Origin of the sequence: Saccharospirillum sp. (assembly GCF_040881935.1) — a bacterium.
Taxonomy (GTDB): Bacteria; Pseudomonadota; Gammaproteobacteria; order Pseudomonadales; family Natronospirillaceae; genus Saccharospirillum.
Genome location: NZ_JBBECH010000056.1, coordinates 74,969 through 94,834, shown reverse-complemented (window position 1 = coordinate 94,834; position 19,866 = coordinate 74,969). Strand labels below are relative to the sequence as shown.

The 19,866-nt window shown below is 56.7% G+C and carries 19 protein-coding genes; 5 read left to right on the top strand and 14 right to left on the bottom strand.

Annotation, left to right across the window (positions count from 1 at the left end; genetic code table 11):
- A partial coding sequence (locus WEB54_RS10505) for an Hpt domain-containing protein (RefSeq protein WP_368055458.1) occupies positions 1–700 on the top strand: 700 nt, incomplete at its 5' end.
- Positions 701–709: 9 nt separating this feature from the next.
- On the opposite strand, the gene acpS is transcribed toward WEB54_RS10505, so the two are convergent.
- The 9 genes from acpS to WEB54_RS10460 all read right to left on the bottom strand — a co-directional run bounded on the left by acpS (position 710) and on the right by WEB54_RS10460 (position 8,910).
- Entirely contained in the window at positions 710–1,078 is a 369-nt protein-coding gene (gene acpS, locus WEB54_RS10500) for a holo-ACP synthase (RefSeq protein ID WP_368055455.1), read from the bottom strand.
- A gap of 34 nt (positions 1,079–1,112) precedes the next feature.
- A complete protein-coding gene (locus WEB54_RS10495; protein WP_368055453.1) occupies positions 1,113–1,778 on the bottom strand; it encodes a DNA repair protein RecO in 666 nt (221 codons plus the stop codon).
- Positions 1,779–1,791: 13 nt separating this feature from the next.
- A complete protein-coding gene (gene era, locus WEB54_RS10490) occupies positions 1,792–2,703 on the bottom strand; it encodes a GTPase Era (protein ID WP_368055451.1) in 912 nt (303 codons plus the stop codon).
- Positions 2,700–3,374, bottom strand: a complete 675-nt coding sequence (gene rnc, locus WEB54_RS10485) for a ribonuclease III (protein ID WP_368055462.1) — start codon at positions 3,372–3,374, stop codon at positions 2,700–2,702. The genes era and rnc overlap by 4 nt, the downstream gene beginning before the upstream one ends.
- Positions 3,375–3,386: 12 nt before the next feature.
- A complete protein-coding gene (locus WEB54_RS10480; RefSeq protein WP_368055449.1) occupies positions 3,387–3,752 on the bottom strand; it encodes a DUF4845 domain-containing protein in 366 nt (121 codons plus the stop codon).
- Between the two features lie 116 nt (positions 3,753–3,868).
- Positions 3,869–4,972 (bottom strand): signal peptidase I, encoded by a 1,104-nt coding sequence (lepB, locus tag WEB54_RS10475; protein WP_368055447.1) that lies wholly within the window; start codon positions 4,970–4,972, stop codon positions 3,869–3,871.
- Between the two features lie 31 nt (positions 4,973–5,003).
- Positions 5,004–6,806, bottom strand: coding sequence for a translation elongation factor 4 (lepA, locus tag WEB54_RS10470; protein WP_368055445.1), 1,803 nt, complete (start codon positions 6,804–6,806; stop codon positions 5,004–5,006).
- Positions 6,807–6,910: 104 nt separating this feature from the next.
- Positions 6,911–8,299: a DegQ family serine endoprotease gene (locus WEB54_RS10465; RefSeq protein WP_368055443.1), complete on the bottom strand. Its 1,389-nt coding sequence runs from the start codon at positions 8,297–8,299 to the stop codon at positions 6,911–6,913.
- A gap of 125 nt (positions 8,300–8,424) precedes the next feature.
- Positions 8,425–8,910 carry a SoxR reducing system RseC family protein gene (locus WEB54_RS10460; protein WP_368055441.1) on the bottom strand — a complete coding sequence of 162 codons (486 nt, stop codon included), beginning with the start codon at positions 8,908–8,910 and terminating at the stop codon, positions 8,425–8,427.
- A gap of 183 nt (positions 8,911–9,093) precedes the next feature.
- Here WEB54_RS10460 and nadB point away from each other — a divergent pair, with 183 nt between their 5' ends.
- A complete protein-coding gene (nadB, locus tag WEB54_RS10455) occupies positions 9,094–10,701 on the top strand; it encodes an L-aspartate oxidase (protein ID WP_368055439.1) in 1,608 nt (535 codons plus the stop codon).
- 5 nt (positions 10,702–10,706) lie between these two features.
- Here nadB and WEB54_RS10450 read toward each other — a convergent pair whose 3' ends face one another.
- Positions 10,707–11,147: a protein YgfX gene (locus WEB54_RS10450; RefSeq protein WP_368055437.1), complete on the bottom strand. Its 441-nt coding sequence runs from the start codon at positions 11,145–11,147 to the stop codon at positions 10,707–10,709.
- A complete protein-coding gene (locus tag WEB54_RS10445) occupies positions 11,131–11,391 on the bottom strand; it encodes a succinate dehydrogenase assembly factor 2 (protein WP_368055460.1) in 261 nt (86 codons plus the stop codon). The genes WEB54_RS10450 and WEB54_RS10445 overlap by 17 nt, the downstream gene beginning before the upstream one ends.
- Before the next feature lie 207 nt (positions 11,392–11,598).
- On the opposite strand from WEB54_RS10445, the gene WEB54_RS10440 reads away from it, so the two are divergent.
- Positions 11,599–12,528, top strand: coding sequence for a folate-binding protein YgfZ (locus tag WEB54_RS10440; RefSeq protein WP_368055435.1), 930 nt, complete (start codon positions 11,599–11,601; stop codon positions 12,526–12,528).
- Positions 12,529–12,699: 171 nt separating this feature from the next.
- Here WEB54_RS10440 and WEB54_RS10435 read toward each other — a convergent pair whose 3' ends face one another.
- The gene (locus WEB54_RS10435; RefSeq protein ID WP_368055433.1) at positions 12,700–12,960 is read right to left on the bottom strand and encodes a YkgJ family cysteine cluster protein; all 261 of its coding nucleotides are present in this window, start codon (positions 12,958–12,960) and stop codon (positions 12,700–12,702) included.
- Positions 12,961–13,013: 53 nt separating this feature from the next.
- On the opposite strand from WEB54_RS10435, the gene WEB54_RS10430 reads away from it, so the two are divergent.
- The gene (locus WEB54_RS10430) at positions 13,014–13,784 is read left to right on the top strand and encodes an alpha/beta fold hydrolase (protein WP_368055431.1); all 771 of its coding nucleotides are present in this window, start codon (positions 13,014–13,016) and stop codon (positions 13,782–13,784) included.
- 265 nt (positions 13,785–14,049) lie between these two features.
- Here the strand turns inward: WEB54_RS10430 and WEB54_RS10425 are convergent, their stop codons facing one another.
- Together WEB54_RS10425 and purL are read right to left on the bottom strand one after the other, a co-directional pair.
- Positions 14,050–14,400 carry a hypothetical protein gene (locus WEB54_RS10425; RefSeq protein ID WP_368054043.1) on the bottom strand — a complete coding sequence of 117 codons (351 nt, stop codon included), beginning with the start codon at positions 14,398–14,400 and terminating at the stop codon, positions 14,050–14,052.
- A 2-nt stretch (positions 14,401–14,402) separates the two neighbouring features.
- The gene (gene purL, locus WEB54_RS10420; protein WP_368055429.1) at positions 14,403–18,314 is read right to left on the bottom strand and encodes a phosphoribosylformylglycinamidine synthase; all 3,912 of its coding nucleotides are present in this window, start codon (positions 18,312–18,314) and stop codon (positions 14,403–14,405) included.
- Between the two features lie 109 nt (positions 18,315–18,423).
- On the opposite strand from purL, the gene mltF reads away from it, so the two are divergent.
- Positions 18,424–19,866 carry a membrane-bound lytic murein transglycosylase MltF gene (gene mltF / locus WEB54_RS10415; RefSeq protein WP_368054039.1) on the top strand — a complete coding sequence of 481 codons (1,443 nt, stop codon included), beginning with the start codon at positions 18,424–18,426 and terminating at the stop codon, positions 19,864–19,866.

Below are 19,866 nucleotides of genomic sequence, written 5' to 3'. Positions count from 1 at the left end.
GCCGGGCATGGATGGCAAGCAGGCCACACGCCGCATTCGTCAGATGGAACCGGCACAGGCACGCATTCCAATCATTGCTCTGACTGCCCACGCCCTGGCAGAAGAACGACAGAGTATGCTCGACAGCGGCATGGACGATTACCTGACCAAGCCGGTCGACGAAGACCAGTTACACCGTACCCTGTTTAAATGGACCGGAACGGCACTGAGCTATGAAGACACGCAGTCGGTCTCGGCACCTGCTGACAAGGAAACGTCCGCATCGCTCGATATGGAACATCTACACGCCCTGCCCGTAGTGGATTTCGTCTCCGGGCTGGAAAAAGCCAGCGGCAAATTGGGGTTGGCACGAGACATGTTCACCATGCTGATGGACAGCCTGGAAAAAGATCAGCGCAGGATGAATACCCTCTACCAGCAGGCGGATTACAAAGCCCTGCTGGAGGATGTTCACCGTCTGCATGGGGCCACCCACTACTGCGGCGTGCCACGCATCCAGATGACGGCGATGTACACCGAATCACTGCTCAAGCAGGGCCACTACGCGATTCTCGAAGATGCGCTGTTCTTGCTGAATGAAGAGATCAACGAATTGCAGCACTGGTCGAACAACCATGACTGGGAAAAGGTTCTGGATCAGGCGGTGAAGGTTTATGCCTATCAGATGCAACAAAAGTCGGGCAAGCGTCAGACCAGTTGATTGCCCGACTCAGGCAACGACAGCAAAGGCCACCACATAATCCTGTTCATCGGCCAGACTGATGTATACCCGAGCGGCACCCAGCGCCCGCTGTTTTTCCAGTGCAGCTCCAGACAACTGTGCGCACGGGGCTCCATGTTCATCCGGCAATATTTCGATGCCCTGAAAGGTGATGCCCTGGGCAATACCCGTTCCCAGCGCTTTGGCGATGGCTTCTTTTCCGGCAAAGCGATTGGCCAGAAATTTCACCGGCGCACCCCGGCGCTGATACTCATCCTGTTCGGCACTGGTCAGAATGCGACGCAGAAAGCGCTCGCCCTGCTGCGCCAGAACCTGTTCAATGCGCTGAATGTTGACGATGTCGGTCCCAATATTCACAGCAGGGGGTCTCTTGAGTAACAGATAGGGATGCTCAGCATACCCAGTTTTTGCTGTGCCAGGAACGGCCTTCGAGAACATGCTGAATCCGGCTGGCATTGATCGCCTTAGCCATCGACAAAGCCCGATCTGTCTGCCAGTTGTTATCGGCAATGGCCTGAATCAGGCTTCCCGGCAAATCATCGGCACTAGTGCCCCGGCAAAACCCCCGGGCCGGATCAAAGCGGTAAAACCCGCCGGGCTCAATCCAGTCACCGGTATCCATGGTCTGGCGGTAATCAAGCCCAAATCCGGTGGCTTCGAGTAACCGGCGCTCAAAAAACCGGAGCGCAGGCGCCTGCTGTGTTGGCTTGCCCAGCAGCAACATAGTACTGGCATAGACACCAAAAAAACCTTCGTCGGTTTGAAACCGGGGCACCAGACGCACACAGAGCTCGTTGATATAGAGCCCCTGCACCAACGCCGCACCCCGCTGCACCGGGGCTGTGCCCTGATAGCGCCAGTCGCTCAACTGTTTCAGTTCCGCATTACCGTGGGTTCTGACCAGGCAGGGGCAAAACAGCGTCGGCCGGGATGCACGGCCAATAGCGGTAAAACGTCCACTGTCTGGCGTCAGTAATTCAAGTAACCAGTGAGACTCGCGAAACGGGCGGGCATGCAGCACATAGGCAGGCTGATTTGGCGCACGCCGCCCGCTCATGATTCGTTCCGGATCATGGTTCGTTAAAGTAGCCCAGGCTCTTCAGGGCACGTTCATCATCCGCCCAGCCACCTTTTACCTTAACCCAGAGGTTCAGCATGACTTTGGCGTCAAACAGTTGCTCCATATCCAGCCGGGCATCGTGACCCACTTTTTTGATACGACTGCCCTTGTCGCCAATGACGATCTTTTTCTGACCCTGCCGTTCCACCAAAATCAGACCGTGGATGTGCAACACTCGATCTTCAAATTTAAACTGCTCAATCTCAACTGCCATGGAATATGGCAGTTCGGCACCCAGCTGACGCATCAGCTTTTCACGGATCATCTCAGCCGCCATAAATCGTTCGGTCCGATCGGTGATCTGATCTTCGGGAAAATAGAACAAGCTTTTGGGCAAGCGCTTGGCGATCTGTTCGACCAGAGTGTCGAGGTTATTGCCTCGCAGGGCCGACAAGGGCACCACTTCAGCGAAGTCGAACTGCTCAGCCAATCGTTGCATGTGCGGCAACAGGCTTTGTTTGTCTTCGAGGTGATCCACCTTGTTGATCGCCAGTATGACCGGTGCCTTGTTCGTTTTAAGTTTGTCGAGGACCCACTGATCTTCTTCCGTCCAGACGGTGCGGTCGACAACCAGGACAATCACATCGACATCCGCCAACGCCGAATCAGCGGCCCGGTTCATATAGCGGTTAATGGCTTTCTCTTCGCCGCGATGCATACCCGGCGTATCGACGAAGATCATCTGCACGTCGCCTTCGCTGTGAATGCCCATCACCCGGTGGCGGGTGGTCTGGGGTTTGCGCGAGGTAATAGACACCTTCTGGCCCAGAACGTGATTCATCAGGGTTGATTTGCCGACGTTTGGCCGACCCACAATGGCTACAAAGCCACACCGGGTTGTTAATTCATAGGGTTCATTCACTTTGCATGCTCTCCGAGCGCTTTCAGGGCCGCGCGAGCGGCTTCCTGTTCCGCAATACGACGACTGTTACCGGCACCGACGGTTGGTTGTTCCAGACCGTCGACTTCACAATCAACGGTAAACGTCTGATCATGCGCCTCGCCTGTCACTTCTCGCACACTGTATTGCGGTAAAGGGGCTTTTCTGGATTGCAAAAACTCCTGCAGGCGGGTTTTGGAATCCTTGATGTTGTCGCTCAGGTTCAGTTCCTGCAGCCGCAGTTCAAACCACTGAACAATAACACTCTGGGCCGTATCCAGTGAGTGATCAAGACTGATGGCGCCGATAATAGCCTCAACCGCATCGGCAAGAATGCTGTCGCGCCGGAAACCACCGCTTTTCAATTCACCACTGCCCAGGCGTAAACACTCACCCAGTTCAAACTCGCGGCCCAGTTCAGCCAGGGTTTCGCCTTTTACCAGATGCGCCCTTAACCGGGACAGCTGGCCTTCACGTGCTTTCGGAAAACGGTCATACAACTGCTGGGCAATGGTGCAGTTCAGAATGGCATCACCCAGGAACTCGAGGCGCTCGTTATTCTTGCGGGAAAAGCTGCGGTGCGTCAGCGCCTGTTGCAATAACGCCGCGTCGTTAAACTGATAACCCAGCCGCTGGCTGAGCCGTTCGATCATTAATGACACTGGTCAGAGTCCGTATTCTTCATAAAAGGTCAGCACCACATCAATGTTTGCAGCGATATGCACCCGTTTTTCATAATCGAGAATGACCTTGGGCTCGCTGGCGCGTAAATCAAAGGTTAAATCTCGGCTCAGATCGATTTCAATGTTATTGATATCCAGATTCTTGGAGATCCGGTCTCTGAATTCAGATTCCAAAAACTCGCTACCACTCATATCCTGACTGGTACGGCTGATCATCTGGTCGATGGTGAACTGATCATAATAGGGCCCGGATAACTTGATGATCAGCGTGCCGAAAAAAATGACCATAAGCAGCAGTATGGCCATTGAAAGAATCGTCATGCCCTGCTCACGCTTCGGAGTCCGCATTGTCGTTCGTTCCTGTTTGGAGCAATGCCCGTCGCATTGCCGGTATCGTAAAGTCGAAGGGCTACCCGTGAATGGGCGGCCCTCTGCGTCAGGGTAAACTCTCGCAGTCCGGTAGGTTAGTCAATAGCCCCCAGGCGCGCGAAACTGGGGTACCAGCCTTTCCAGGTCATCCAGACAGCCACCGCCTCACCCAGAATGGCGTTTTCGTCCACAAAGCCCCAGGCATTGTTACCCTGGTTATTATAGTCGCTCTGTTCCAGACGACGCTGCCCCTCCCAGTACCGGGAATCGTGACTTGCGTCACGGTTATCACCCATCACAAAGTAATGACCCCCGGGCACCTGAACACCCGCGGCGGGCACCCACTCGTGGGGATGGCGGTTTGGGCCTGACTGGTTCTGATAGATAAGATGTTCTATATCGCCCAGTTGCTCACTGTACAGAGTGTAGCGACCTTCTGCGTCTGCAGTCCGTTGTTCAAAAGCGATCTCTATTTCCTCGCCATTGATGCTCAACTGACGCCGGCCATAGTCGTACTGGATCAAGTCACCCGGAAGACCTACGACACGTTTAATAAAGTTTTTGCTGGGTTCATGCGGCGGCCGGAACACGATGACATCCCCGCGCTCGGGCTGACTAACCGGGACAATAACGTCATTGGTCACCGGCATGCGCAGCCCGTAAGTGAAGCGGTTAACGATGATAAAGTCACCAATTTCCAGCGTCGGCTTCATGGAACCCGATGGAATCTGAAACGGTTCAAACAGAAAACTGCGTAATACAAACACGATCAGCAAAACCGGAAAGAACGACCGGCTGTTTTCAATCAAGCCGGGCTCTACATTCAAATCTTCACGAACGGTCTTGAAATCCGCCATGTTCTGTTCTGCGGCCGCCAGTACTTTGCGACGATCGGCCCGCAACAGCAGCACATCGGCCAGATACACGAGCCCGGTAACCAGGGTCGCAACAGCCAACAATAAGGCGAAATCAAAACTTTGCTGAATGGTCTGCCAAATCAGAGCCAGCAACAGCACCAGCAAGGCATAGCCCAGCCCCCGCTCCAGCCCGCTGGGCGCAAACAGCGCTTCCAGCTGCTCCCGGTTCCAGTCGCTTTGTGCGCCCGCTGCCGCCAGACGGCGCCGCTGCCGGATAAAAATTGCCGCCGCTAGCACCACCGTCATAACCAGGCTGGCCCAAAAAAGCACAATCACGTTCATTCCATACAGTCCTTATGCAAATCAGTGGCTCTTAACTATCCACTTTCAAAATAGCCAGGAAGGCATCCTGCGGGATCGATACGGAACCGACCTGCTTCATCCGCTTCTTACCTTCTTTCTGACGTTGCAACAGCTTTTTCTTGCGGCTGACATCACCGCCGTAGCATTTTGCGGTCACGTTCTTGCGCAAGGCCTTTACCGTGGTCCGAGCCACAACCTGATTACCGATGGCAGCCTGCACCGCCACATCAAACATTTGCCGGGGAATCAGTTCCTTCATTTTTTCACACAACAAACGACCACGGCGTTGCACATGATCCTGGTGCATGATGACGGCCAGCGCATCCACCCTGTCCCCGTTTACCAGTACATCAAGCCGCGTCAACTTTGACGCTTCAAAACGATCAAAGGCGAAGTCCAGCGAGGCGAAGCCGCGGCTGACCGATTTGAGCCGGTCAAAGAAATCCATTACGATTTCGGCCATGGGCAAGTCGTATTCGAGCGCCACCTGGCCACCCAGAAACTGCATGTCACGCTGCACGCCACGCTTTTCCATACACAGCGTAATGACATTGCCGACATGCTCCTGAGGCACCAGAATCGACGCCCGCACTATGGGTTCCCGAAACTCTTCAATGTTGTTAACCGCAGGCAGTTTGGACGGGTTATCAACGAAAATGACCTCACCGTCTGTTTTCATGATCTCATAGACCACCGTTGGTGCCGTGATGATCAGATCCAGGTCGTATTCGCGCTCAAGACGTTCCTGAATGATCTCCATGTGCAACATACCGAGGAAACCACAGCGAAAGCCAAAGCCCAGTGCATCGGAACTTTCCGGCTCATAGAACAGGCTGGCATCGTTCAGGCTGAGCTTTTCAAGGGCGGTACGGAAGTCTTCGTAGTCATCGGCCGACACCGGAAACAAACCCGCATAGACCTGCGGTTTGCTCTTTTTAAAACCGGGTACGGCGGCGACATTCGGCGTACTGGACAGGGTGATGGTATCCCCGACCGGGGCACCGCGAATTTCCTTGATGGACGCGCAGATAAAACCAACTTCGCCAGCTCTGAGCCGGTTTTTTTCGGCCATTTTGGGCGTAAAAATACCGAGCTTGTCGACCACATGAATGCGGCCGGTGCTTTTGATAATAATCTTGTCACCCTTGTTCAGAGTGCCATGACGAACCCGGACCAGTGACACTACGCCCAGGTAGTTGTCGAACCATGAATCGATGATCAGCGCCTGCAGGTCACCGTCCAGATTCCCGACCGGCGGAGGAATGCGCTCAATCAGTTGCTCAAGCACATCTTCAATGCCCAGTCCGCTTTTGGCCGAAGCATGCACCGCATCGTGCGCGTCGATGCCGATGATCTCTTCTATTTCCTGGGCGACACGCTCGGGCTCTGCCTGGGGCAGGTCCATCTTATTCAGTACCGGCACGACCTCCAGGCCTTGCTCGATAGCGGTGTAACAGTTGGCCACTGACTGGGCTTCGACACCCTGAGCCGCATCTACGACCAGTAACGCTCCTTCACAGGCAAACAACGACCGGGAGACTTCATAGGCAAAGTCAACGTGCCCGGGCGTATCGATGAAATTCAGCTGATAGACTTTGCCGTCACGTGCCTTGTAATCCAGGGTCACGCTCTGCGCCTTGATGGTGATGCCCCGTTCACGCTCCAGATCCATGGAGTCCAGCACCTGCTCAGCCATCTCACGTTCTGTCAGGCCGCCACACACCTGAATAAAACGGTCTGCCAGTGTGGATTTGCCGTGGTCGATATGGGCGATGATGGAGAAATTTCGTATGTGGGAGAGATCACTGCTCACAGAAGCAAATACTCAGCTTAAAAATGGGGTCGCGAGTTTAAACCATTTGGCCTGTGAACACCATGACAGCCCCGGCCGACGGTGACCGGTCGGGGCTTGGGGTACTACTCGGTGGGGATGGCCAGATAAACGATGTTGGTGCCACGCAGGATCCGCACTGCCACTGCACCATTTTGCGGTAATTCGCGCACAATGCGGTCAAAGTCTTCTTTATCGCGGACAAAGGAGCCACCCATCATGGTGATGACATCTCCAGTCTGCAAACCGGCCTCTTCAGCGGGGCCAGACAAGACCTCCTCAACCAGAACACCATCCCGGTCGCCAGCATCTACCACGATGATGTTCAGGGAATTATCTGAACTGGGTTCGAGCGGTGCCGCCTGAGCGGCCACCGTCGTTTCATCCAGCACGCCGATGGTCACGTCCAGCGTTTCTCGTTCACCATTGCGCAATACCAGCACATCGACGGTGCTCTCCGGCTTCACCCGCCCCACCAGAGGTGGCAGGTCAGAGTAACGACGTACAGGTTTGCCATCGAATTCAAGGATGATGTCGTCGGCCCGGATACCGCCCTGCTGAGCAGGGCTGCCTTCAAACACCCGGGCGATCAGTGCACCTTCAGCTCGTTCAAGCCCCATGGACTGTGCCAGCTCAAGATTTTCATTGAACGGCGGATACATTTCGACCCCCAGCCAACCGCGCTTAACCTCACCGGTCTCACGCAACTGATCGGCAATGTTCATGGCAATATCGATGGGGATGGCGAAGGACACACCCATAAAGCCCCCGGAGCGGGTGTAGATCTGGGAGTTGATGCCTACGACTTCGCCATCGAGGTTAAACAAGGGCCCGCCCGAATTACCGGGGTTAATTGCCACATCGGTCTGAATGAAGGGGACATACCGGTCTGAACCGCCCAGAGCACGCCCCTTGGCGCTGACGATGCCTGCGGTGACGGAATATTCAAAGTTGAACGGCGAACCAATCGCCAGCACCCATTCGCCAACCTTCAGGTTTTCGCTGCTGCCAATGGTCACTGCATGCAAATCTTCCGCTTCAACCTTCAACAGTGCCACATCGCTTTGCGGGTCGGTACCAATCACCTCGGCTTCATAAGAGGTGCCATTGGTCAGCATTACCCGAACATCGTCTGCCCCGTCAATCACATGATTGTTGGTCAGGATGTAGCCGTCTTCAGATAAAATAAAACCAGACCCAAGCCCCTCTCGCGGCGTTGGGTTAGGCTGCTGAAAATCAAAATCAGGGGGCAACTGGTCACCAAAAAAATAACGGAAAAATTCAGGTACCTGCTGCTGCCCATTACCCTGCTGAGCTGATCGCTCGACGGGTGCGGTTGAGGTGGTGATTTTAACGACCGATGGCGAATGATCCTCGACCAGCCCGGTAAAATCTGGCAAGCCTTCGGCCATGGCCTGGCTCGCCAGTAACAAAACGCCCACGACTGCGGTAACGATGGATGTCCGTTGCAACATGAATGAGTACTCCACTCGGCTTTGAGTTAAACAGTGATGTTAGGCCTAAGTGTGTCTTATCAAAGCGCCCGGGGTGTTCGTTTTACACCCCATTTACGCCCTGTAGATTAGCCCGGACAGCAGAGTTACCCGGCTTCGCGGGCGAACACCGCCGTCGCCGGAGTCTCGATCGACAGAATGCGCGGCCTCCCTGTCTGACCCGGGGTGGCAAAGCGCCAGCGGGTTACAACAACAGCGGCGGCTCCGGCCAGGAGAGCCGTTAGCAATTGAGCCGGTTCCGGAATAGACAGCTGAGTCCCTGCCCAGAGCACAAAAAAGACTGGTAACAGAGGCCAGAGGTACATCCAGACGGCGGCACGCGACAACGCATCTTCGGGAATACCCAGGCGAACAACATCACCCGGCCGCAACGCCAGCTCCGGTTGAATGCCGGTTTTGTCGATAAAGAAATGGTTTTTGGCATCCTGACGATCGGTGCTACCCCACTCACTTAACACGGCCTGACCGCACCCTTGCCGGGCCTTGCAACTCTGACAGGCGCTGGTTTGCACCACAGCGACGACGGCGCCTTCTGCGCTAACGTTAATTACCTGACCACGTTCTTCGACCACTCAGCATTCGCTCGTTGTGTATTACATGCATTTCATTATACCGACTCACCGCTAGCCAACAATGCACCGGCACTTGTCGTGTCACCCGGGGTGAGCAACCGAGCCGAGTTTGGTTATACTGGCGACTTATACGCCGGGTAGCACAAGCCCAGGCCATTTCACTCGCGCACGGAGTATGCCCTCATGCCTTCACGATTGTCCGCTGATGTCCTGGTCATCGGCACCGGCGCGGCTGGCCTGACGCTGGCCCTCAGCCTGCCCCGCACCCTGAATATTTATCTGGTCTGCAAGGGTAAGCTGGGCTGGGGGTCGACCGCCTGGGCACAGGGTGGCGTCGCAGCCGTTCTGGACAAGGTGGATTCCGTCGACGATCACGTCGCCGATACCCTCAAAGCAGGTGCCGGGCTGTGCGAACTCAAAGCCGTGCGTCACACCGTTGAACGTTCGGCCAGTGCCATTCAGTGGCTAATCGATCAGGGCGTTCCCTTCACTCACGAGGACGGATCTGAAGTCGACTACCATCTGACCCGGGAAGGCGGCCATCGTCATCGTCGCATCATTCACGCCGCCGATGCCACCGGACGGGCCATCTCTGAAACGCTGGTACGCAACGTTCAGCAGCGCGCCAACATCCATGTACTGGAACAGCACATTGCCGTGGATCTGATCACCCACAACAAGGTGTCTGGCGCCTCCGATACTCCCGACCGATGCCTCGGCGCTTACGTACTCGACCGTCGCAACGACCGGGTGGTGACCATTGGCGCCCGTTCAACGGTCATTGCCAGCGGCGGAGCCAGCAAGGTGTATCTGTTTACCAGCAACCCAGATGGGGCCACCGGCGACGGCATCGCCATGGCCTGGCGCGCTGGCTGCCGGGTAGTGAACATGGAATTCAATCAGTTTCATCCCACCTGCCTGTACCACCCCAAGGCCAAGTCCTTCTTGATTTCCGAAGCGGTGCGCGGTGAAGGCGGGTTATTGAAGCTGCCCAATGGCGACCGGTTCATGCACCGCTTTGACGAGCGCGGCGAGCTGGCCCCGCGGGACATTGTAGCCCGCGCCATCGACCATGAAATGAAACGCCTGGGCGCGGACAATCTGTATCTGGACATCAGCCACAAACCGGCCTCGTTCATTCGCAGTCATTTCCCCACCATTCACGAACGCTGCCTGAGCTTTGGTTATGACATGACCCGCGAACCCATTCCAGTCGTGCCAGCCGCGCACTATACCTGTGGCGGCATCCGCACCGACCTGCACGCCCGCACTGATCTCGCTGGCCTTTACGCAGCAGGCGAATGCGCCTATACCGGGTTGCACGGTGCCAACCGACTGGCCTCAAATTCTTTGCTGGAGTGCATCGTATTCGCGCGGATGGCCGCTGAAGACATTCTCGCCAGTGCCCCGTCACCCGGTGATCCGGACGACCTGCCACTCTGGGATGAATCCAGAGTGTCCGATTCCGATGAAAAAGTCGTGATCAGCCACAACTGGGATGAAATCCGCCGCTTTATGTGGGACTACGTAGGCATTGTACGCAGCGACAAGCGTCTTGAACGAGCGCTGCGCCGGGTAAGGCTACTAAAGCAGGAAATTCAGGATTATTACGCCAACTTTCGGGTCAGTTCCGACCTGCTGGAATTGCGCAACCTGGTAGTCGTGGCAGAACTCATCATTGAATCGGCCCTGTCGCGCAAGGAAAGTCGCGGACTGCATTATACCCGGACCTACCCCGAGCCTCAGGAACAGACAGAAATAACGGTACTTTCCCCAGAGCGAAAACGCTGAATTTTTTACAGGTTTGACGGGTCACGACGCAGCGAACTGGCCTGAATGCGGAACCAGGCGTTCAGGCTGCGCCAACTCGGGTCAGTCACGCTGTCACGCCAGATCATCAGATCGCGCCGGTATCCGGTATCCACGCAGATCAGTGCCAGGCGTATATAGAGCGCGTTGCGCCGACCGCCCCCTTGCCATTGGTATTGCTCGGCCTTGGCAGACGTCAACTGATCATATAGCCAGACGTCGGCACCGGCCCAGCGCAGATAGCGGGGTTGTGGCTCAGCAAGAATACCGTGCACCAGAACCACGCCCAGCACCAACGTCAAAGCACCCAGAAACCAGAGTGGAAGCGCACTGAAGCCAAGCAGAATCAGACAGATCACCGGCGGGGCCGACATCATCAGCCAGCGCAGCCGCGAAGGCTGCAACTGGCACTCAATCGGGTTGGACACGGTCCAGTATCTTGCGCACCATGTACGCCAGCTCAGCGTCTTCGGGGGAGGATTTTTCCAAAAACCAGTTCCACAGATCCTGGTCTTCATTATCGATCAGGCGGCGATAGATGCGCTGATCATCTTCACTCAACTGCGGATAAACCGATTCGGTGTAAGGCACCAGCAGTACATCCAGTTCGAGCATGCCACGCCGACTGTGCCACCAGAGACGGCGGTGCACCAAAGCCTGTTCTTCTGTCATATCCACGTTACAACGCCCACACTCAAGCCAACGGTCAAAACGCCGGAACCCTTGATGATTCCGACCGGTAAGGGCAAAGTGTACCAGCAAACAGAGCGCAATCCGAACCTCTGCCGTTGCGGTTTGTTCAGCGCTATAGTCTGCACTACCGGAACCTGAATACTTTTTATCCTGCCAATCACGGACTCTGACATCATGCATCCGGCAATGAAACATTCCCATGAAGCCGACCAGCCCGACAACGGGCCAGTCTTTTACCCGCTGGATCATCTGGCTGTGCTCGACATCTCTGGCTCAGATGCCCTCACTTTTTTACAGGGTCAGGGCACTCAGGATTACCTGAAGCGCGTCCCGCAACAGCCATCGCCCGGTGCGTTCTGTACCCCCAAGGGGCGCGTTGTGGCCAACGTCTGGAATGTCCTGCTGCCTGCAGAACCGACAACTGTCAAACTGGTGGTTCACCACAGTTCCGCAGACCCATTACAACGCCATCTGGGCAAGTACATCCCCTTCTTTCGCGGCTCAAAACTGACCAATCAGAGCCTGGCCCTCCATGGCCTGGGGCTGTCTGGTCCGGAAACAGAGGGCTGGCTGACCCGTACCCTGGGTGAGGCTAACCAGGGTGTCTGGCACAAGGGGGAGCATTTCGCCTTCATGCTACCCGATGGTCGCGCCCAGCTCTGGCTGGCCGCTACCGCAGACGACTACGAACCCCTGATGGAACAGATTGAAAGCGCCTTGGTTCAACCAGTCTCAGGCTGGCAACGACTCGACATTCTGGCCGGGTACCCCTGGATTGAAGCCAGCCAGACCGGTGAATTTGTGCCTCAGTCGATTGGACTGGAACAACTGGACGGTCTTTCCTTCAATAAAGGCTGCTACACTGGCCAGGAAGTGATTTCCCGGCTTCACTATAAAGGACAGAGCAAGCGAGGACTGCAGCGCCTGCGCTGGCAAGGCGATACAGCACCCGACCGCCCTGAGGTTTACTCGGCCACTGGGACTGCAGGCACCTGGATCAACTGGGTGGCCGATGGCGAACAGTGCCTGGGCCTGGCCATGATTAAGCTCGCCCCGGACACACCAGCACTCTATCTGGACAGTGAGCGGCAGATACCTCTTGAGCTGCTAAACTAAGTTAAAGCGTAAAAACGGGACCGCCTTTGAACGGCTGCCGCTCCCGAACGATCATGACGACCCACGCTATGCCGAACTCGAGCGAGAGGCCGCCACCGCTCAGGCTGCCTTTCTGTAAGAAGGGCCTTGATCTGTAAGAAAGGTTTTGAGTAGTGCACCCCAGGTGCTTTATCAGCCCGGGGGTTTCGAGCTGATCTCCAGAGCATCCAGTATCTGCACGGCTTGTTCGCGAGTCGTACCACAGAACTCCGTTTCAGCCTGAAACGCCGAACAAACATCAGGCCGCTCCGGACGCCCAAACAGCGCGCAGCGTGCGTCTTCCAGCAAATGGACACAGCGCTCACCGGCGGCCTTACCCGCTGGCATACCATAAAATGCCTGATGGATGGACGGTGCGATGCAGCAGGCACCGCAGCCGGAACGACATTGCATAACATACCTCTGGTAACATACCCGGCTCACCCAACAGGAGACTCCGAGACATCATGGAACTGTACAGCGACACCCTGGGTTCAGGGCCTGATCTGGTCATACTGCACGGTTTGTTTGGCAGTGGCGATAACTGGCGCAGCATCGCCAAGTCGTTATCGGAGCACTACCGCGTGCACTTGCTGGATCTGCCCAACCATGGGCGTTCACCCTGGGTAAAGCAACAGTCCTATCCGGTTTTTGCCGAAGCGGTTAGCGACTGGATGTCAGCTCAGGGCATTGAGAATACAGCCCTGCTCGGTCATTCGATGGGCGGCAAAGTCGCCATGCAGATGGCGCTTAACAATTCCCAGCCGAACATCAACAAGCTGATCATCGTCGACATAGCACCGCGTGCCTACCCGCCACACCATCAGGATATTTTTCGCGCCCTGGCCAATACAGACCTGAGTCAGTACAAGAACCGCTCAGAGATAGACGAAGCCCTCAAAGACGGCATCGAAACAACGGGTATCCGACAGTTCATCCTGAAAAGCCTGTACCGTAACGACGCTGGTCAGCTCGCCTGGCGCTTCAACCTGGAAGCCCTGCAACAGCAGTATGACAGCATCGCCAGCGAGCCCGGCTTTGAACACCCCTACACCGGCCCGACGCTCTTTATCAAAGGCATGAACAGCCAGTACATTCAGACCAGCGACCAGCCAATCATTATGGAGCGCTTTCCCGAAGCCAAGGCGAAAGTTATTGAAGGTGCGGGCCACTGGCCACACGCGGAAAAACCCGCTGCGTTTCTGAGAATTTTGGAACGTTTTTTAGAGACTGACTAACACAGGTTCTGAGTTTGTTTTTACCGCCAAGCCACTAGCCCGCGCCGGATGGCCGTGTCGCTCCTGCGAGGTCGCTGTGAATACATCCATGTAAGCTTAACTTCGGCATCCCTGCCTCAGATACCCTCGCAGGAGCGACACGACCAACCGGTGCTGTATTTGATGGCTAGTTTAAAAACTCAAGTTTCGGAGTTCCCCACAGAGGCATACCCGGTATCCGGTGCGGGCCAACGCCTTTGAGTTGAACCGAACTCCGAAACTTGAGTTAAAAAGACTTGGAACCGCCCTGTTCCAGGCGGCTCAGAAAATGCCGTAAACGAATCTGCCCGGCTTCCTTGAACCGAACCTTCCCTGCCCGGGGCCGCAACCCCTGCTCGTCTTGCAATTGAGCACAGTCCTTACGCAGTGCTTCCAAATCCGGGTCGTGACGGATGGGCATATCCAGAAAGAACTGCCACTCATCTTCTCTGGCCTCACCCTCAAGCGCCCGGGTAATTAAGCCCTGAACGCTGTCCTGGGTTGGGCGATAAACCGGCGCCTTACCCCAGATCATCGCCAAAGTAACCCCGACAATGACAAAGAGCGTGACACCAAAGACGAGCAGAAATTCGCCCACGCTTACCCGACCCAGACGCGGGCATTACGGAACATACGCAACCAGGGGCCGTCTTCCTGCCAGTGATCGGGCCGCCAGGAGTTGGTTACGGCCCGGAACACCCGTTCCGGATGCGGCATCATGATGGTGATGCGGCCATCGCTGTTGGTAAAGCCGGTCATCCCCGCGGCAGAGCCATTGGGGTTGAACGGATAGCGCATGGTCGCGTCGCCATAGTTATCGACATAGCGCAACGCAACCAGGCCACTGCTGGCCGCTTCATCCACATGCGCCTGATCACGAAACTCGGTGAGGCCTTCGCCGTGTGCAACGGGAATCGGCAAACGCGACCCAGCCATACCAGCGAGGAAAATAGAGGGTGATTCGGGAATGTCGACCATAACGGTCCGGGCTTCAAACTGCTCCGACTCATTGCGCACAAAGTGCGGCCAGTGGTCGGTGCCCGGCATCAGGTCGCGCAGGTTCGACAGCATCTGACAGCCGTTGCAGACACCCAGCGAAAACGTTGAGGGGTCGTGGAAAAAGGCGCGGAACATTTCTCGCACTGTGTCGTTAAAGCGAATGGTTTTAGCCCAGCCTTCACCCGCACCCAAAACATCCCCGTACGAGAACCCGCCACAGGCAACCAGACCGCGAAACTCGCTGAGCGAGCGTCGACCGGACAACAAGTCGCTCATATGCACATCAACGGTGTCAAAACCGGCGCGGTCAAAGGCGGCGGCCATTTCCACCTGGCCGTTAACGCCCTGCTCCCTTAAAACGGCAACTTTAGGGCGCACCTTCGAATCAACGGACTGGGTCACATCGCTGTTCGGATCGAACGTCAGACGGGCATGCAAGCCCGGGTCATTGGCGTTCAGCCAGGCATCGTATTCCTGGCGGGCACAGGCTTCGTTATCGCGCATGGCTTGAAGGCGGTAGCTGGTCTCTGTCCACAGGCGCAGTAAATCTGTGCGTGGCTTAACCAGCACTTCCTCTTCTTCGTTACAGAAACGAATGAAATCATCGTCATTGCACTGACCAATCACCGCCGCGCAATCGCCCAGTCCGGCCGCAGTCAGTTGTTGCAATACCGCTTCGGTCTGTGGCCGAGCGACCTGGATCACCGCCCCCAATTCCTCGGCGAACAGAGCCGCCGTCAGATCATCGCCGGCAAACCGCTCAACCCGAACATCAATACCGGTGCGCCCGGCAAACGCCATTTCACACAGCGTCGCAAACACACCGCCGTCGGAGCGGTCGTGGTAGGCAAGCAGTTTGCCGTCAGCGACCAGCCCCTGCATCACCGCCCAAAAGGCTTTCATGTCTTCGCTGTCGTCCAGATCGACTGGCTCAGCGCCGACTTTGCGATACACCTGAGCCAGTGCAGAACCACCCAGGCGGTTCTGGCCACGCCCCAGGTCGACCAAAATCAGGTCGGTCTCGCCCCGGTCGGTGCGCAGTTCGGGGGTGACGGTTTTGCGCACGTCCAGCACCGGTGCCAGACCGGAAATGATCACACTGAGCGGTGCGGTCACCGCCTTGGTGCGGTCTTTTTCGTCCCAGGTGGTGCGCATCGACATGGAATCCTTCCCGACCGGTATAGTCAGACCCAATTCCGGACACAATTCCAAACCCACCGCCTTGACTGTATCAAATAACGCCTGGTCCTCACCGGGGTGGCCCGCTGCCGCCATCCAGTTGGCCGACAGACGCACCTGATCGAGCTCTCCGATCGACACAGAAGCCAGGTTGGTCAGCACCTCGGCGACCGCAATCCGACCAGACGCCGGTGCATTCAACAGTGCCAGTGGTGTGCGTTCGCCCATCGCCATGGCTTCGCCGGTGTAGCCGGAAAATCCGGTGGTGGTAACGGCGGCATCCGCTACCGGAATTTGCCAGGGCCCGACCATCTGATCTCGAGCGACCATGCCGGTGATGGACCGGTCGCCGATGGTAATAAGAAAGCTCTTGCTGGCAACGGCCGGCAGTCGCAGTACTCGTTCGGCGGCATCATGCAGATCAATGCCTTTGGTCGAGAATGGGCTGGGTTCGAAACTCTGGCGCTCGAACTGACGCTCCATGCGCGGTGCCTTGCCAAGCAAAATATCCAGCGGCATATCGACAGCTTTATTGCCAAAATGCCGATCATTCAAAACCAGTTGGCGGTGTTCCGTCGCCGTGCCGATCACCGCGAACGGGCAACGCTCGCGCTGACAGATGGCTTCGAACTCGGCCAGCCGCTCTGGTGTAACGGCCAGCACGTAGCGTTCCTGGCTTTCATTGCTCCAGACCGCCAGAGGTGACATGCCGGGTTCATCGTTTGGAATGTCGCGCAGTTCAAAATCACCACCCCGGCCACCGTCATTCACGAGTTCGGGAAAGGCGTTCGACAGCCCACCGGCACCCACATCATGAATAAAAGCCACCGGATTATTGGCTCCCAACTGCCAGCAACGGTCAATAACCTCCTGACAACGCCGCTCCATTTCCGGGTTGCCCCGTTGAACCGAGGCAAAATCCAGATCCTCATTACCCTCGGCACTGTCCATCGAAGAGGCAGCACCGCCGCCCAGACCGATCTGCATCGCCGGGCCACCCAATACGATCAGGGCTGAGCCAGCCGGTACTGCATCCCACGCCTTATCAACGTGGTCTTCACGGATGTTGCCGTAGCCTCCGGCAATCATGATCGGCTTGTGGTAGCCGCGCACTTCGGTGCCGTTGACACCGGTCGCTGACATTTCAAAGGTACGGAAATAGCCGAGCAAGTTGGGTCGGCCGAATTCGTTGTTAAAAGCAGCGGCGCCAAGCGGTCCATCGATCATGATATCCAGCGCCGAGACAATACGCCCCGGCTTGCCATACTGGCTCTCCCAGGGGTGAACGAAGCCCGGAATGTTGAGATCCGAGACACTGAACCCGGCCAGTCCCGCCTTGGGCTTACCGCCCGTTCCGGTCGCGCCCTCATCGCGGATCTCGCCGCCAGCCCCGGTTGCTGCACCGGCAAAGGGCGCGATGGCCGTCGGGTGGTTGTGAGTTTCAACTTTAAACAGAATGTGAACGTTTTCTTCGTGGTGGCGGTATTGATGATCCGCATCCGGGTAAAAACGCCCGGTACGAAAGCCCTCAACCACCGCCGCATTATCTTTATAGGCAGACAGCACACCGGCTGAATTGTGCTGGTAGGTGTTCTTGATCATCTTGAACAGCGACCAGGGTTGCTCTTCGCCGTCGATGGTCCAGGTTGCATTAAAAATTTTGTGTCGGCAATGTTCGGAGTTGGCCTGGGCGAACATCATCAATTCGACGTCGGTGGGGTCGCGCTCCAGACGCTGATACGCCTCGACCAGGTAATCCATTTCATCGTCTGCCAGCGCCAGGCCCAGGGTCTGATTGGCCTCGGCGAGTGCCGCCCGGCCGCCGTCGAGAATGCCAACGTGACGCAATGGTTCCGGTTCGTGATGACTGAATAGCTGATCTGCATCGGGTGTTTGAAACACCACGGATTCAGTCATCCGGTCGTGCAGCGCCCGACCAACCTGCCGTAACTGCTCCTCACTGAGGGGCGCATCGGTCCGAATGCAATACTGAATGCCGCGTTCGAGCCGCACTATGGACGATAGACCACTGTTTCTGGCAATGTCAGTAGCCTTGCTCGACCAGGGTGAAATGGTACCAAAACGAGGTAAAACCCAGACCAGGTTACCCTCAGTCGATTCGGATTCAACGCGGGGGCCGTAGCGCAACAACTGCTCCAGAATGGCATGCTCCGGGTCCGTCAGGGCATCCGATGTTTCGGCAAAATGCACATACTCCGCGTAAATATCCCGAATCCGGGAACAGACCCCGGCATCCAGCACAGTCGACAGACGGGCCAGCAAGCGCTGGCGGCGAAAGGTGGATAAAACGGGATTTCCTCGGAGTATCAGCATATCGGGGGCCTGTTCTGAATGCGGGCAAAAATCGGCGCGTATGGTAGCCGAAAAACAGGTAAAATGGCACTGCAATCACAGCGACATCAAACTCCGGGGACCTCACTTTTTGCTGACCAGACGATCAATTATTTCTTTCTGTCGCCGCGGTATTCTGGTGCTCTTGCTGGCGGGTGTCGGCCTCTGGGTGGCGACCGGTTTTACCTGGCACAACCACTGGCAGCGGGTCCAGGCACGCGACACCCTGATCATCGCCATTCGCGAAACCGACGGCGTCTACGTTCAGTATGATCAGACCATGGCAGGCCTGGAGTACGACCTGGCCCAATTGTTGGGCCAGGAACTGGGGGTCAAGGTGCAACTCTTCGCGGTTACAGATCTGTCAGATCTGTACCGCGCGCTAGCCGCCGGGGCCGTGGACATGGCGCTTACCGGCACCTCATACAATGAGAATCAACCATTGTTTACGCCCGGACTACCCTATCTGATGACCCGGGTCGGTCTGGCCCGGGAGATGGCCAGCGCAGCGCCAGATCTCGACCAGCAGCAGATTGCAACACTGGACCCGGTCAGCCACGGCAACCTCAGCGCCCGAATAGCCGCCGATCATCCAGGCTTACAGATGACTCAAACCAATGCCGGGCCAGCCGAGCTGATGACCCGAATCGACATGGGCGAACTCGACATGGCGTTGCTTGATGAACGCGATTACCTGGTCATGCGGCCGTTTTTCCCCAACCAGCGCTTCGACCCGCTGACCGAACACAACCGGCCAGTGGCACCTCTGTTCCGCAACCACAGAGATCGTTCTCTGATTGATGCGGTCAACAGCGCCGTGCGCGAACTGGAACAGACAGAACTGATACCCCGACTCGAAGATCGCTACCTCGGCCATACCCGGGACTTTGACTACGTTGGCAACCTGACGTTCGAGCGCCACATCACCTCCCGACTGCCCGAATATGAAGCTGATTTTCGCGAACAGGCCGAGCTGACCGGGCTCGACTGGCGGCTTCTGGCGGCTGTGGCTTATCAGGAAAGTCACTGGCGCCGCAATGCAGTCTCGCCAACCGGTGTGCGGGGGTTGATGATGGTAACGCTGATAACGGCGCGTGAAATGGGTATCGACAATCGACTGGACCCTCAGCAAAGCATTCAGGCGGGCAGTCGCTATCTGGCGAGCCTTCACCGGCGTGTACCCGAACGCATTCAGGAGCCCGATCGAACCTGGATGGCGCTGGCCTCCTATAACGTCGGGGCCGGACATCTGGAAGATGCCCGCATTATTACCGAGACACTGGGTGACGACCCGGATTCGTGGATCGATGTGCGCCAGCATTTACCCAAGCTGGCTTTGAAAGAATGGCACCCCTACACCCGCTTTGGCTATGCCCGGGGCCGGGAGCCGGTGGTCTATGTTGCTAACATCAGACGGTACTACAATGTGTTGCTGCGGGCCTTTCCCGACCCGCAATTTGACCCGAAATCCCTTTATACCGACCGGCTGGAAACGCTGCCCATGCCAGGCCTGACCGTGACTCCGGGCCCGTGA